Source organism: Exiguobacterium sp. SL-9, from assembly GCF_004336985.1.
In the GTDB taxonomy this organism is placed as follows: Bacteria; Bacillota; Bacilli; order Exiguobacteriales; family Exiguobacteriaceae; genus Exiguobacterium.
The window spans coordinates 595,571-609,632 of the sequence record NZ_SJUO01000002.1; the positions used below are offsets into that span (position 1 = coordinate 595,571).

At 49.1% G+C, this 14,062-nt stretch carries 15 protein-coding genes; 4 read left to right on the forward strand and 11 right to left on the reverse strand.

Annotated features, from left to right (window positions below; all coding sequences use genetic code 11):
* Window positions 1–342: 342 nt before the first annotated feature.
* The 8 genes from EVJ34_RS07530 to EVJ34_RS07565 all read right to left on the reverse strand — a co-directional run bounded on the left by EVJ34_RS07530 (window position 343) and on the right by EVJ34_RS07565 (window position 8,306).
* On the reverse strand, window positions 343–2,913 hold the full coding sequence (locus EVJ34_RS07530; RefSeq protein ID WP_131485135.1) for an ABC transporter permease: 2,571 nt from the start codon (window positions 2,911–2,913) through the stop codon (window positions 343–345).
* The gene (locus tag EVJ34_RS07535) at window positions 2,910–3,593 is read right to left on the reverse strand and encodes an ABC transporter ATP-binding protein (RefSeq protein ID WP_131485136.1); all 684 of its coding nucleotides are present in this window, start codon (window positions 3,591–3,593) and stop codon (window positions 2,910–2,912) included. The genes EVJ34_RS07530 and EVJ34_RS07535 overlap by 4 nt, the downstream gene beginning before the upstream one ends.
* 85 nt (window positions 3,594–3,678) lie before the next feature.
* Window positions 3,679–4,680 carry a sensor histidine kinase gene (locus EVJ34_RS07540; protein WP_131485137.1) on the reverse strand — a complete coding sequence of 334 codons (1,002 nt, stop codon included), beginning with the start codon at window positions 4,678–4,680 and terminating at the stop codon, window positions 3,679–3,681.
* Window position 4,681: 1 nt separating this feature from the next.
* Window positions 4,682–5,362: a response regulator transcription factor gene (locus tag EVJ34_RS07545; protein ID WP_131485138.1), complete on the reverse strand. Its 681-nt coding sequence runs from the start codon at window positions 5,360–5,362 to the stop codon at window positions 4,682–4,684.
* Between the two features lie 265 nt (window positions 5,363–5,627).
* Window positions 5,628–6,155: a DUF2812 domain-containing protein gene (locus EVJ34_RS07550; protein ID WP_131485139.1), complete on the reverse strand. Its 528-nt coding sequence runs from the start codon at window positions 6,153–6,155 to the stop codon at window positions 5,628–5,630.
* The gene (locus EVJ34_RS07555; RefSeq protein WP_131485140.1) at window positions 6,152–6,478 is read right to left on the reverse strand and encodes a PadR family transcriptional regulator; all 327 of its coding nucleotides are present in this window, start codon (window positions 6,476–6,478) and stop codon (window positions 6,152–6,154) included. The genes EVJ34_RS07550 and EVJ34_RS07555 overlap by 4 nt, the downstream gene beginning before the upstream one ends.
* A 121-nt stretch (window positions 6,479–6,599) precedes the next feature.
* Window positions 6,600–7,607, reverse strand: a complete 1,008-nt coding sequence (locus tag EVJ34_RS07560; RefSeq protein ID WP_131485141.1) for a tRNA dihydrouridine synthase — start codon at window positions 7,605–7,607, stop codon at window positions 6,600–6,602.
* Between the two features lie 96 nt (window positions 7,608–7,703).
* A complete protein-coding gene (locus tag EVJ34_RS07565; RefSeq protein WP_131485142.1) occupies window positions 7,704–8,306 on the reverse strand; it encodes a TetR/AcrR family transcriptional regulator in 603 nt (200 codons plus the stop codon).
* A 218-nt stretch (window positions 8,307–8,524) separates the two neighbouring features.
* On the opposite strand from EVJ34_RS07565, the gene EVJ34_RS07570 reads away from it, so the two are divergent.
* The 4 genes from EVJ34_RS07570 to EVJ34_RS07585 all read left to right on the forward strand — a co-directional run bounded on the left by EVJ34_RS07570 (window position 8,525) and on the right by EVJ34_RS07585 (window position 11,374).
* On the forward strand, window positions 8,525–9,484 hold the full coding sequence (locus EVJ34_RS07570) for a DUF5692 family protein (RefSeq protein WP_131485143.1): 960 nt from the start codon (window positions 8,525–8,527) through the stop codon (window positions 9,482–9,484).
* A gap of 108 nt (window positions 9,485–9,592) precedes the next feature.
* Entirely contained in the window at window positions 9,593–10,153 is a 561-nt protein-coding gene (locus tag EVJ34_RS07575) for an AAA family ATPase (RefSeq protein ID WP_131435458.1), read from the forward strand.
* A gap of 312 nt (window positions 10,154–10,465) precedes the next feature.
* Window positions 10,466–10,654 (forward strand): antitoxin VbhA family protein, encoded by a 189-nt coding sequence (locus tag EVJ34_RS07580; RefSeq protein WP_201739670.1) that lies wholly within the window; start codon window positions 10,466–10,468, stop codon window positions 10,652–10,654.
* Window positions 10,655–10,822: 168 nt separating this feature from the next.
* The gene (locus EVJ34_RS07585) at window positions 10,823–11,374 is read left to right on the forward strand and encodes a Fic family protein (protein ID WP_236636676.1); all 552 of its coding nucleotides are present in this window, start codon (window positions 10,823–10,825) and stop codon (window positions 11,372–11,374) included.
* Window positions 11,375–11,478: 104 nt separating this feature from the next.
* Here EVJ34_RS07585 and EVJ34_RS07590 read toward each other — a convergent pair whose 3' ends face one another.
* The 3 genes from EVJ34_RS07590 to rlmD all read right to left on the reverse strand — a co-directional run bounded on the left by EVJ34_RS07590 (window position 11,479) and on the right by rlmD (window position 14,016).
* Entirely contained in the window at window positions 11,479–12,009 is a 531-nt protein-coding gene (locus tag EVJ34_RS07590) for a DM13 domain-containing protein (RefSeq protein ID WP_131485145.1), read from the reverse strand.
* 36 nt (window positions 12,010–12,045) lie between these two features.
* On the reverse strand, window positions 12,046–12,582 hold the full coding sequence (locus EVJ34_RS07595; protein WP_131485146.1) for a GNAT family N-acetyltransferase: 537 nt from the start codon (window positions 12,580–12,582) through the stop codon (window positions 12,046–12,048).
* Between the two features lie 72 nt (window positions 12,583–12,654).
* A complete protein-coding gene (rlmD, locus tag EVJ34_RS07600; protein ID WP_131485147.1) occupies window positions 12,655–14,016 on the reverse strand; it encodes a 23S rRNA (uracil(1939)-C(5))-methyltransferase RlmD in 1,362 nt (453 codons plus the stop codon).
* Window positions 14,017–14,062 lie beyond the last annotated feature (46 nt).

Consider the following 14,062-nt stretch of genomic DNA (forward strand, 5'->3'; position numbering starts at 1 on the left):
GTAGTCCTCCTCTCTTCCATTTCCCGTTCCCGTTAACGGAACCGTTCCATCATGAATGCTTCCGTCTTGGTATCAACTGGGCTAAGTGTTACCTCACTTCTTGTTGGGTGGCACGATACAGTTGCTGGAACAGGGACGTTTGATACGCTTAAATCTCCGGATGACGGCGCGTCATTTTCTCCATCGCATCTACGTAATCGACCGTGCACAAATTCTGAACACTTATAAATTCTCCGATGTCCACTCTCCTACCTCTTTCTTCTTACTCATTTTACAAAAAAAGGGATTCAGTAGATGCTGAATCCCTTTACACCTATTTTATTAATGACTGTGTGCCAATCATCAATTGTTCTCTTGCTTCAACCGGTCGATAATATTATCCGACTTCACTTTCGAGATGGCATACAGCATCGAAGAACCAACGATCAGGAAAATTACGACCGTGACGAACAAGATATCGCCCCACGGCAACGTGAACGCTGCTTCGAACGTGTTGATCTGTGCCCGGTAAATGAGGTACATGAAGAGAATACTGACCGGGATTCCATACGCCAATGCTTTCACGCCGTAGAAGATGCTCTCATAATAAACCATCTTGTTGAACCCTTTCGGTGTCATCCCGACCGACCGCAGCATCGCGAATTCGCGGCGCCGTAGCGAGACGCTCGTCGAGATCGTGTTGAAGATGTTCGCCACTGAGATGAGCGAGATCAAGACGATGAACCCGTAGACGAAAATCGACAACAGCAACAACACTTGCTCTTGCTGTTCACGTTGCTCCGACACGTTGAAGATGTACTGGTCCATGTTCTGTTCCGCCTCAATCACTTGTTGCGTCGCGTCAGGATTGCTTGTGTTCAAGGCGATTGATGGGCTCGATTGTTGCATCAATTGACCAATCGCATCGTCTTCAAAGGTCCCTTCTCGGACAATCACATCAAGCCACCCGAGTGAACTTGTCATCACACCGGTCGGGGCGACGTCGGTCATGGCGCCGATCTTGATTGTTTTGAGCGGTGTCGTGCCGTCCGTTGCGTTCTCGTCCCGGAGTTCGAGCGTATCACCAATTTCGGTCTCAATCGTCTTCGAGTTGACGAACTTTTTCTTGTCCACGTCTTGATACGAGATTTCATCAATCAAGACGGCACCCGGCATTTCTTCATCTTCAAAGTTGCTAGCGTCTGCCCCGATTTGCTTCAAGTACGCATCGAAGCTGGCGTCATCCAATTGATAGAGGGAGACGTAATACATGAATTTCCCATCACCGAAGTTGAATGCCAAGTCTTCGTTCTCGGTGACTGCGCTCGGTAACCGTGCTTCGTCGACCATCGTCTGGACGGTCGTGTTCTCGAAGTACGTCCCACTCGTCACATGGTCTAACGTCTCATAGCGACGTAAGTCATCTTTACTGAGATTCGACCCGTTCACGAGAATGTCGAACTCGTACGTGCCTTGTGACATCTCGAGTGACTGTCCGAGCCGGTCTGTGAAGTAGCTGACGACTAAAAACAGCACGATACTGATGACGAGCGAAAACACCGTCGCCAAATACCGTTTCCGGTTGCGTTTCGTATTTTTCAGCCCGATCTCCGCTTCCAAACCGAAGATGCGGCGAACGAGCTTTGACGTCTTGACGTTCTTCGATGTCAGTCGAACATCTTGGGTTTGACGAATCGCGTCAATCGCAGAAATTTTGGAAGCGCGGCGTGCCGGCAGATAACACGAGATGAAAATCGTCACGCTCGAAATCAGGACCGTCAACAGGAGCGTGATTGGTGTGACGACGACCTCAAACTTCTCGGTCACATTGAGCGCTTTCTCCGCAAAGGCGTTGATGAACAGGAACGTGACCCCAATCCCGGTCACCCCGGCGATGATACCAATCGGGATGCTAATCCCACCGATAATCAATCCTTCAAAGAAGACCGAGTTCCGTTTTTGCCGTTTCGTCGCCCCGACACTCGCGAGCATCCCGAGATAACGCGAACGCTCGGATACACTGATGGCAAAGGCGTTATAGATGAGCGAAATCGAGCCGATGACGATGACCGCCATGATGATGCCACCGAACCCGTACAGCGTCTTGCGCAAGCCGTCATCATCCGTCACCCCATAATAGCGGAGCAACGATGAGTTATACGCAATGCCTTCGATCTTCTGTTCGTTCATCACTTGTTTCGTATCCTCATAGATCGAGCCGTTCACGTCGTTCAAGGCGACGAACGTATCGACGGTCGCACCGTTCAATGCTTTGTCGTCAATGTATCCGACGACCGTATACCCTGGCGACCAAGTCGGCTCCCAGGCCGGGCGCGCCATCGTACCGACGACGGTCAACGTCACCGTATCCTCGATTTTCAACTTTTCAAGAATCGTCTCCCCTTCGCGGACCAAACCCTCGTTTTGGGTCAATACACGGCCGGATTCTTCATCCACACGCTCACCGATTTCAATCGTCAATTCGTCCCCGATGTTGTACGTGACTTGCGCATTTTGACGGATGGCCTCAGAAATGACGACTTCGCCTTCTTTGTTCGGCAAGCGTCCCTCCGTCAAGTCGACGGGAAAGTTCTTGAGCCCTGACGTATTATAGTTCCGGACGTATAAGTACGGTTTATAGGCATTCTGTGAATCCATTAATTCTGCATAGCCGTCACTTGAAAGGATGACATCCTTCGTCGATGCATCATTTCGAATCGCCTCGACCTGCTCTTCATTCGTATTGACATATTTGACGTGCCATTCCCCGTTATCTGCGATGTCTTGACGAATCATCAAGTCCAGGAACGACGAACCGAGCGTCGTCACAGCCGTGATCATTGCCACCGAGATGATGACCCCGATGATGGTGACAAGCGAGCGCCGCTTGTTCTCGCGTAAGTGTCGAAGCGTCATTTTATGGATGATGTTCATGAGCGGACGACCTCGTTCTTCGCAATCTTCCCATCCTCAATTGAGATGATGCGGTCGGCTTGCAAGGCGATCCGTTCGTCATGTGTGATGATGATCAGTGTCTGATTGAACTTCTTGTTGAACAGTTTCAGAAGGCTCATAATCTCTTCACTGTTTTGACTGTCCAAGTTCCCTGTCGGCTCATCGGCCAAGATGATGGCCGGATTACTAATGAGTGCCCGGCCAATGGAGACGCGTTGTTGCTGTCCGCCAGACAGTTGGTTCGGTAGGTGCGTCATCCGGTTCGATAGCCCGAGGATGCCGATGATGCGCTCCAAATGGGCGGCGTCGACTTTTTGTTCGTCCAACAACATCGGTAGTGTGATGTTCTCCTCGACCGTCAAAATCGGAATTAAGTTGTAAAACTGATAAATCAAACCGATTTGACGACGGCGGAAAATGGCGAGCTGTGTCTCATCCAACTTGTAAATATCCGTATTGTCGATCAACACCTGTCCACTCGTCGGGACGTCGACACCGCCGAGCAAATGCAACAGCGTCGACTTCCCTGAGCCCGATGGTCCGACGATACAGACAAACTCGCCTTTCTTCACAGTGAACGATACGTCATCGAGCGCCCGTACTTCCATCTCGTCTTTCCCGTATACTTTTGATAAGTGTTGTACTTCTAATATATTCATGTTTGCACCCTCCAGTACTTGATCTACTTTGAGTGTACCGAGCGAGTGTGACACGTCCGTGACTCAAAAGTGACTGTTTCGTCACTTACACGATCGCTTTGTAGAATCGAATTTGAAACGCCGTCCCAACGCCGATTTCACTGCGGACGGTCAATTCACCTTGCTGGCTCGTGATGATACTGTGGGCCATGGCGAGCCCAATCCCGACACTGTCCTCACTCGCATTCACGCCTTTATAGAAACGCTGGAAGATATATGGGACGTCTTGTTTGGCGATGCCGCTCCCCGTATCGCGAATGACGATTTCCGTATACAGTGTGTTCTCACTGAACTCGATGAACAGTTCACCTTGTTCCGGTGTATGCTCGACACAATTTTTCAAGATGTTGATCAGCGCCTCGGTCGTCCACTTCACATCGCCTTCGAACGTGACGTCATCCTCACCTGTGACTTGGAGCCGCTGCATGTTAATATCGATCGGCACGAGCATCGGTTCAGTCACAGCTTGAATGAGGGCGGGGACGGACACCGGTTCTCGTTTGAATTGAATCGTCCCGGCATCGATTTTAGACAGTTTAAGTAACGATGAGACGAGCCACTCCATCCGCTCGAGCTGCACTTGCACGTTATGCGTGAACTCTTGACGTTTGTCATCCGATAGCCTGGGGTCACTGAGCAGGTCAGCCATGACGGTCATCGACGTGAGCGGCGTCTTCAGCTGATGGGAAATGTCGGAGATGGCATCCGTCAACTTCTGCTTGTCCTCTTCGAGATGCGTCCCTTGTTCCGACAGCATCTTCGTCACTTTATAGATTTGGCTCTTCAACAGGCTGAGCTCGCCTTCACGGTTGTCGCGGACGTCGAGTTTATAGTTGCCGTTGCTGATCTCTTGGATGTAGCTCGAGAGCTGTTCGATTTCCCGATAGCGCCACACCGTGAAGCGATAGGTCACGGCGACGAATACAATCGATAAGACCGCGACAAGGAGCGTAGCCTCAATCGAGATGAACAGCGCGACGCTCACGGCCAAGCCGATGATCACAAAGAGACTCAATAAATAGATTCGAACTTCTCTATTTCGTAGCATGTTAACCCTCCACCTTATAGCCGATGCCACGAACCGTCTTAATCAACGTCGGGCGCTGTGGGTCATCTTCGAGCTTCTCGCGCAACCGTTTAATGTAGACAGTCAACGTATTGTCATTCACAAAATCCCCACCCATGTCCCAAATCTGATCGAGTAGTTGGGCGCGGGACAACACTTGTCCTGTATGTCTGCCGAAGATGAGCAATAAGCGGTATTCAAGCGCCGTCAATAAAATCTCATCCCCGTCCTTTTTCACTTTCGCGTCTTGCGTATTGATTTCGACTGACCCGATTTTCAGAATAGGCGAACTGGTCTGCTTATTGTAGCGGCGCAACACCGAATGAATCCGCGAGATGAGTTCTCGGATACGGAACGGTTTGGTGATGTAATCGTCCGCTCCCATATCGAGTCCCATGACGACGTTCACTTCATCATCGAACGCCGTCAAAAAAATGACGGGCGTATCCTGTTGTTGTTTTACGAGCCGACATAAGTCATAGCCGCTCCCGTCCGGCAACGACAAATCGAATAGACACAGATCGATGGTATGTAACTGTTGCTCGATGATTCGCGTCGCGTCGGTTGCGTTCTGGCACAACGTCGTCGTGAATTGTTCTTGTTCGAGCGAATATTGGAGACCGGAGGCGATCGTCCGGTCGTCTTCAACGATTAAAATGTGCATGGTATTCCCTCCTGACTCTTCTCCTCATAATATAGCAGTCTTTTTCAAGTGAGGAGACAAAACAAAAAAACCGAACGAGACATCTCGTTCGGTCAGGTTATGCTTTTGTCACGCGAAGGCATTCCGGCCGCTCGAACCCGTCTGCACCTAAAAATCGCAGCGCATCAGTCGTCAAGTCGTCGCGTGTGATCGTCTTGACGCTTGGTTCCGTCTGTTCATCGACCCATACTTTCCAAATCTCAACTCATCTTCATGTCTTCCGTTTTCAGTCTTGTTCCGCGATTGCCCGCAGTCCTTTTAACGTACGCAGCTTTCGCGTTTGCTGTTGAATCAAATAGGCGATGAACGCGGCAAGCGCGAGGTTCGGCCAAATCACCCATACTGCGAATGGACCAATCACATTGATGCAAATAGCGATGATATTGACGAGCAGTACAAGTTGATACAATTGCAACACACGATTCGTTTTCGCAATCATCGAGTCAAAATCAGAATAGAGATGAAACGGTCCGTTTTCAGTACGTTTACGCAAAAAAATCCATCGGAACGATGTATCGACCACTTCGATTTCCATCTCGTCTAAAAACTCAAGGTAAGCTGTAGACTTAGGATGGTTCGGAAGTTCTTCCAGTAATTCAATACGATACATGTATGCACCTGGCTCCCCTTTACTAAACACGTAACGTCCGATCTTGAATCGTTCTAGCAACCACCCCTGTTCCGCCATCTCGTTCAGCCACTGCTCTTCTTTTTCATAATCGACATAAACGCGGTAAATTGTTTTTGTTGTCACGGTCGATTTCCCCCTATCCACTGTCTTCCGTTTATAACAAGTTCTTCAAGGCGCACGAGTTCGGCTTCGAGCACAGATTGTCCATCTATCGTAATGGTGTACTCTTTCTTTCGCCCACTCGCTCCTTCGACCGCCTCGATCCATCCTTTTTCCACCAGGCTACTGAGTGCCCCGTATAAGGTCCCCGCCGCCAACTGGACGCGACCATGGCTCAATTCTTCTACAAACTGCATGATGCCGTATCCGTGCCTCGGGACTTGTAGCGACAGCAGCACATAGTAGACCGCTTCTGTCAAAGCGATGCTTCCCACTGATTTCTTCATAATTCGTCCCCTTTACTTCGTCTGACGATATATCGGCTTCCGATATATTGAGTATATCCTAATTTTAGGTAGTTGACTACAAGAAAAAAGGGATCCAGTATACACTGAATCCCGGTAAAACTTATTCAACTGTCAACGCTGCCTCGGCAAGCGCAGCTTCTTCTCTATGATAGTTCTCAACGAACGCATCAAGGTGCGCTCGCACTTCGTCTGTCGATTTCGTGTCCATGAGCTTCACACGGAGGTCGCTCGCCCCGCGGAATCCTTTCACGTAAATCTTGAAGAAGCGGTGCAAGTTCGAGATTGAACGCGGCACCTCTTCTTGGAACTTATCTTGCAGGTCAAGTTGGAGACGAAGCAAATCGAGATACTCTTCCATCGAATGCTCACGCGGTTCTTTCTCGAACGCGAACGGGTTCTTGAAAATCCCGCGGCCGATCATGACGCCGTCGACGCCATACTTTTCGACGAGTTCTAATCCCATCTGACGGTCGAGGATGTCACCGTTGATCGTGATGAGCGTGTCCGGTGCGATCTCGTCACGCAGTTTGACAATATCAGGAATCATCTCCCAGTGCGCGTCGACTTTACTCATCTCGTTACGTGTACGCAAGTGAATCGACAAGTTGGCGATATCTTGCTTCAAGAGATGCGTCAACCAATCGCGCCACTCGTCAAGCTTCGCGAAACCGAGACGTGTCTTGACGCTGACCGGGATGCCGCCGGCTTTCGCCGCTTGGATGAGTTCCGCCGCGACGTCAGGACGGAGGATGAGTCCGCTCCCTTTGCCGCGCTTCGCCACGTTCGGGACCGGGCAACCCATATTGATGTCGAGGCCTTTATAGCCCATCTCGGCCATCCCGATGCTCATCTCGCGGAAGTAGTCCGGGTTGTCGCCCCAAATGTGGGCGACCATCGGCTGTTCGTCCTCGGTGAACGTCAAGCGTCCGCGCAAGCTACCTTTCCCTTCCGGGTGGCAGTAGCTGTCCGAGTTAGCGAACTCGGTGAAAAAGACGTCAGGGCGTCCCGCATAGGCGACGACGTGGCGGAAGACGACATCGGTCACGTCTTCCATCGGGGCAAGTATAAAGAATGGACGCGGCAGATCGCGCCAGAAGTTTTCGTTCATGTCAAATCATTCCCTTTCGTAGTCAATCCAACAAAATCACTTTATCTATCTTATTATGGACGCGGGAATGTATCAACTGACAATACTTTAAAAAGCTCAGCGTTGTTCATTTTCAATGATTTTAAAGAAGTGTGTAAACCCGTCCTGCAGCAAATACTCCAATATTCGATTCGTATGAACAGACTCGACAACTTGAACATTCAATAACGTTTGGAGCACCATTCCATCAATTGCGGCCATCGTCCAGGCGGCGACCGCTCTCGTCGAAGGTCCGCGTTCAACGCCATACGCTCTCACAAAGATGGCTTCGACGCGATTGATCCAATCCACATATTTTTCTTTAAACTTATTTTGTAACTCCACATTCCCGAGCATCGCCTCATGGGCCAAATAAAACTGCAAACGGCTTTCCGCATCTTTTTTGAGTCGGTCTTGCATCCCATCGAAGATTTCTTGAATGATTTCGCGGGCCTCTTTCTTGTCCTCAATCGAGACGGTCGCGATTCGACGAATCTCACCTAATCCTTCGTCCATCACGTCATATAAAATAGCCTCTTTCGAACTGTAATAATGATAGATCGCCCCCGTGCTAAACCCTGCTTTTTTTGCGATTCCCCGAAGCGTCGTACCTTGAATCCCGTTTTCGATAATCGTCGCTCGCGCCGCTTCTAATATCTTTTGTTTTCCTTCGTTCATCATCTGCTCCGACGCTCCTCACGTAATAATGGCTAATTATATCATAATGATTTGTCCGAATTATGACATGTCACGGTGACGTGCCAAATCATATTGACACCGCTTTCATTACTTTGTTACACTTTTCACATAAACATAACGAACGTTCGGTATGTTTAGTGACATCATCTTTTTATCGTTGCTTCATCACTATCATTTAGAAATGAAAGGAGTGTTATCGTATGTTCTTCTTTGAGTCTATCCCTTGGTACAATGTCGTGATGTGGTTCGTCGTATTCGGTCTATTGATCGGGTTGAATGAAATCGTCCGATCTAGCAAAACAGCGAGTATCTTCATGTTTATGGCCGTACCAATCGCCTTGACCCCGATTTGGTTTTTTACCGCCGATCCTGAAATCACCTCGTGGTTCCATTGGGTGAAAGTGTATTCAGCATTAGCCGGAAGTTTGATTTACATGGTCATCCGTTTCACGGATTATCATAAGAAACATCCATGGTATTTGATGCTCGTCCCAGGTATTTTGGCACTCAACATCGCTGAGGCCGTCGTTCGAGAGTTCCAAGTCGGTATCATGGGATTTGAAGGTATGGTCGATGGAATGTACTACATCTCGGGCGGTTGGAACTATGTGAACGCCGTCGCGGGAATCTTGAACTTGCTCCTCATCTGCGGCTGGGTCGGCATCTTCGCCACATCCGGTAAGAAAAAAGACATGCTCTGGCCGGACCAGACGAAACTTTGGATTGTCGCTTACGGCATCTGGAACATCGCCTACGTCTATTCATGCGCACCGGGCAACGCCTTTTATTCAGGATTCGCTTTGAACATCGCCGCGACGGTTCCCGCCTTGCTTTGGGCAAAAGGCACATGGATGCAAAACCGCGCCCAGACGCTCACATTTTGGATGATGTGGGTCATGACGTTCCCTTACTTCTTTGCTGTCGGTAGCACGTTCAACGTGAGTGTGTCGTACAACCCGGCAGCGAACTGGACGATCGCCCTCCTCAGTTTGGCGCTGAATGTCGTCCTCGCCGTCTGGCAAGTGACACGGATCGTCAAATACAAACTCAATCCGTTGAAAGACGAGTTGTGGAAAGATACGAACGAATATAAAGAAATCAACGCGATGCGTGAAGACACTGCTCCTGAACAAGAAACTGCGGTCAGAAGAGTGCTGTAAATATGAGACGGGCTGCGTGACAGTCCGTCTTTTTTTTATTTTTCACAGGACAATCGTCAGGACAATTAGAATGATAATACAGAACATATTTTGAAAGGGTTGATCAAGATGATCGTTTGGATCAACGGCGCTTTCGGTTCAGGCAAGACGACAGCCGCCAAACAATTGCAACAACGGTTGCCAAACGCCTTTTTGTATGACCCGGAACAAGTCGGTTTTTTCATTCGCGACAATCTGCCCAAAGACATGCAACTGCCTGACTTCCAACGTCATCCGGAATGGCGGGCGTTTAATGCTGAGATGTTGGCGAAGATTGCTCGTTCATACGATGGCGTAATCGTTGTCCCGATGACGATCGTGGACCGCCTCTACTATGATGAAATCATCGGAGCCCTACAACGTGACGGGATTCGGGTCGACCATTATATTCTCCACGCGGATAAGAGAACACTTAACAAGCGTTTGAATCAACGCTTTGAATGGTTCAATTCATGGGGTAAGGCGCAAATTGACCGCTGTCTCTACGCCTTTCATCACGACATCACGCATGACAAAATCGAGACCAATCACCTTACAGTCGAACAGGTCGTCGAGGAAATTGCCGAGCGGAGCGGCTTGACCCTACTAGCCGCAAAACGCAGTCTCTTCGTACACGCGTTCCGATCATGACGAAGCAAGAACCCTCTAATCTACGATTGAAGGTTGCTTGCTTGAGGAGTCTTTTAGTCTTTCGTCATGAACACGGCTCTTTCATACTCATTGTTATGCTCGTGCCAATATTCGATCCGCTCCATTGTACATGCTAAATGATTGTTGTTCTTTTCAAACATTCGTCAATTGAAACACAGCACTTTCTTCACAAAATCCTCGGGTGCTGACTACGAGTCCAAGCTAATCGCGCTAAGTTGCACAACGATTTTATAGTTCATCGTGTATGATATAATTGTAAATAAGTTAATCCAAGTGAAAAGGGTGAGAAAAGTGGACAAGAACTCATACATCGAACGTCAAAAACAAGTGAAATTTGCAGTTGGTATGGCTGCAATCGATGGGGGGAAACCAAGTCCTTTCACACAAAAATTGCTAAGTCGATATGAAAATGGCGAGATCACTTCAGCTCAGTTTAAACAAGCCATTATGGAGCAGTATACGAAAGCACAGCAATCCTAATGGATCCTTACGTTTACCCCAATACAAGTGTGCTTATAAATAAACTTGGGATAACTGACGAGCAACAACTGATTACTGTTGAAGCGCAACTTATCATTGCAAACATAGTTAGAAATCGAATCGCTCATTTCGAAAGTAGACTTCGATAGTTATCATGCTCTACAACAAATCCATCGACATCTATTCAACGAACTATATGAATGGGCCGGCGATTTTCGCTCAATCAATATCTATAAAAATGAGCGAATTTTGGGCGGCATATCTGTGATTTACAGTGATTCTTTGCAGATTCAAACGGACTTAGCATCTATCTTTGATTGGAAACAAGAAATCACATGGACCCATCAAAATATACGACTGCCCATCTATTTCGCTAAGCTAATGACAGATTTGTGGCGGGTTCATCCTTTTCGCGAAGGGAATACCCGTACCGTTTCTGTTCTCATGAAACTTTTCGCTCAACATCATAATTTGCCTTTTAATGCAGAACTGCTCTCTAATAACGCTGGTTACCTTAGAAATGCCCTCGTCATGGCCGCAATTAATGAAGCGCCAGATCCGACCTATTTACACAAAGTCATAAATGATGCTTTATCTATCGACTTCTCTGCTAGTTTGTCAGATAGTGGCACTTTTTCTGAAAAATATCGCACAATTGGTTCGTACAACGTTTCTAGTTACGAAGAAAAGCCATTCTCTACAGACCATGATGAATCATAATTCAAAAAAAACAACAACCTCAATGGAACCGTGCATCGGTCTCACTAAGGTTGTTGTTTTTCTAATGTCATTAGATGAAGGCCTTAACTTTTAATGTGTTCGCGTTATTGTGGACTTAACTCTCCCGTACCAAACGTTGCATCGAACGCCCGACACCAGATCACGACGGTCGTGTATTGCGTGAGATCGACATCTTCAGGAATCAAATAATTTTGGTTCCCGGTATTGCCCTTTAACGCGCCTAGACGAATCCCTTCTGTCGTCTCCATCCCCGGCTGAATCAAATAGACGAACAAGTCGGGCCCATTTGTCGTTTGGAAATCTTCGAAGCGCAAGTACACGCCGTCTTCTGCACGGATCGTTTGAATGTTCCCTGACGTTTCATAGTTCTTTTCTCCATCCATGAACACTCCTGCCAAGTCGGTAAACTCCGTTGCGGTTCCATCCTCCTCAGACGACGGGGGTTCCGTCGCTTCCTCGCCTTCGCCCTCTTCATCTACAGTTGCGTCAATTGACGTCGGCGGAAGTCCCTCATCAACCGTCTCGTTCAAGAAAATAGGCGAAATGAGCCACCACCCAATCAACAGGACGGCTACTCCCACTATACCTAGGATCACTTTTGTCACGTTTCGCATCCTCTTCACTCCTTTTCATGAGAAAATCTTTAGTTCTCAGTACAAGTAGCCTACTAAATCTAAATGACCTTCCGTCCATGCTTTATCACCGACCGGCCGAATCATCAACTCATCAAAGGAGGCTTCCCCGATTCCACGTGTCGTCTGCCGTTCATCGTCGATTTGGAGCCACGTACACATGTTGTCGACATGGTTGAATCCCGCTCGTAAATAAAGATCAGGTCGGTCCGCAAACAATAAGAGGAAATCGACTTGATTCGTCTCTCCTACATCAATGACCTCATCCAATAACGCCTTACCAATACCGTCGCCCTGCATCTCTTTTTTGACGCATAAATCAATCACACCAAGAACGTGAATCGGTTCCCCGTTCAAATTCATCACTCGATAGTCTAGTCCGACATGACCAACGACTTGACCTTCGTCCCCAAAAGCGAGAAGACGGAGGTGAGGCAATTGCTTGAAATATCGACGATTCGGATAGAGCGGTTCAAATGACACCACCAACAACTCACTGATTTCATTACTCAATGTCTCATCAAGTTCTAACTCTACATAACGCTGAATCTTCATCCACACGCTCCTTATCGTCTTGACCCTAAAAAAACCTCCGATTTCCACAAATCGAAGGTCATTTCTTTCAGTTTATTCTATTTTTTCTAGCCACGCCACCGTCTCCACGTGCGCCGTATGCGGGAACATGTCGACCGGGGTCACTTCGACTAATTTGTAGCCACGGTCGGCAAGATAACGCATATCGCGTGCCTGCGTCGCGACGTTACACGACACGTAGACGATCCGCTTCGGTGCCATCTCGACCATCGTCTCGAGGAACGACTCGGCACAGCCTTTACGTGGTGGGTCGACGACGATGACGTCCGGGTTGATGCCATCCTTCTTCCACTGCGGCAGCACATCTTCCGCTGCGCCACAGGCGTACGTCACGTTGTCGATCTCGTTGACGAGCGCGTTCTGTTTCGCGTCCTCAATCGCTTCCGGCACGACTTCGACGCCGTACACATGCGCCGCTTTCCGGGCGAGGAACAGACTGATTGTCCCGATGCCGCAATAGGCGTCGACGACTTGTTCGGTCCCGGTGAGTTGCGCGTATTCGAGCGCCTTGCCGTATAGCTTCTCCGTCTGGACCGGGTTGACTTGGAAGAACGAGTGCGGGGAAATCGTGAACGTCAGTCCACCGATCTTATCCTCAATCGTCTCATGGCCATATAACAATTTGTTCGTCGACCCTAAGATGACGTTCGTCTTGTCCGGGTTGACGTTTTGCATGATCGACGTCACGTCCGGGAGACGTTTCAAGATGTCGGCGACGATCTCGTTCACGCCTTTGATTTTCGTCGTCTTCGTGATGAGGACGATCATCAATTCACCCGAATGATACCCGTAACGGGCCATGACGTGGCGGATGACGCCTCGCCCGGTCTTCTCGTCATATGCGGGGACGCCGTGCGCCGCGAGCACGTCACGGACGACTTGGACAGCCTCATCGTTACGCTCGTCTTGGATGAGACATTCCTTCATTTCGACGATATCGTGCGAACGTGGACGATAGAAACCCGCGACGAGACGACCGGCCTCGTCTTTGAACGGCACTTGCGCCTTGTTGCGGTAACGCCATGGTTCCGGCATGCCGATTGTCTCGTGGACGGGCACGTCGAACTGACCGAGTCGTTTCAACGCATCGACGACACGGTCCCGTTTTTGACGGAGCTGGCCGTCATAGCTGAAGTGCTGGAGCTGACAGCCCCCGCACTGATAGAAAATCGGGCACGGTGGCTCGACCCGGTCCTTACTCGCTTGCTTCACATCGATCAAGCGGGCGAACCCGTACTGTTTATTCGTCTTCGTCACGACAATCTCCACGGTCTCCCCCGGGAGCGCATTCGGGACGAACAACGTGTAACCGTCGACGCGTGCCACGCCCGCGCCTTCGTGCGTGAGGTCGTGGATATGGACGTCGAGACGGTCATTCTTTTGGACTGGTAGCATGAGTCTCTCCTTTCCCGATTCAAAAAATAGTGTGTATTGGTTCATA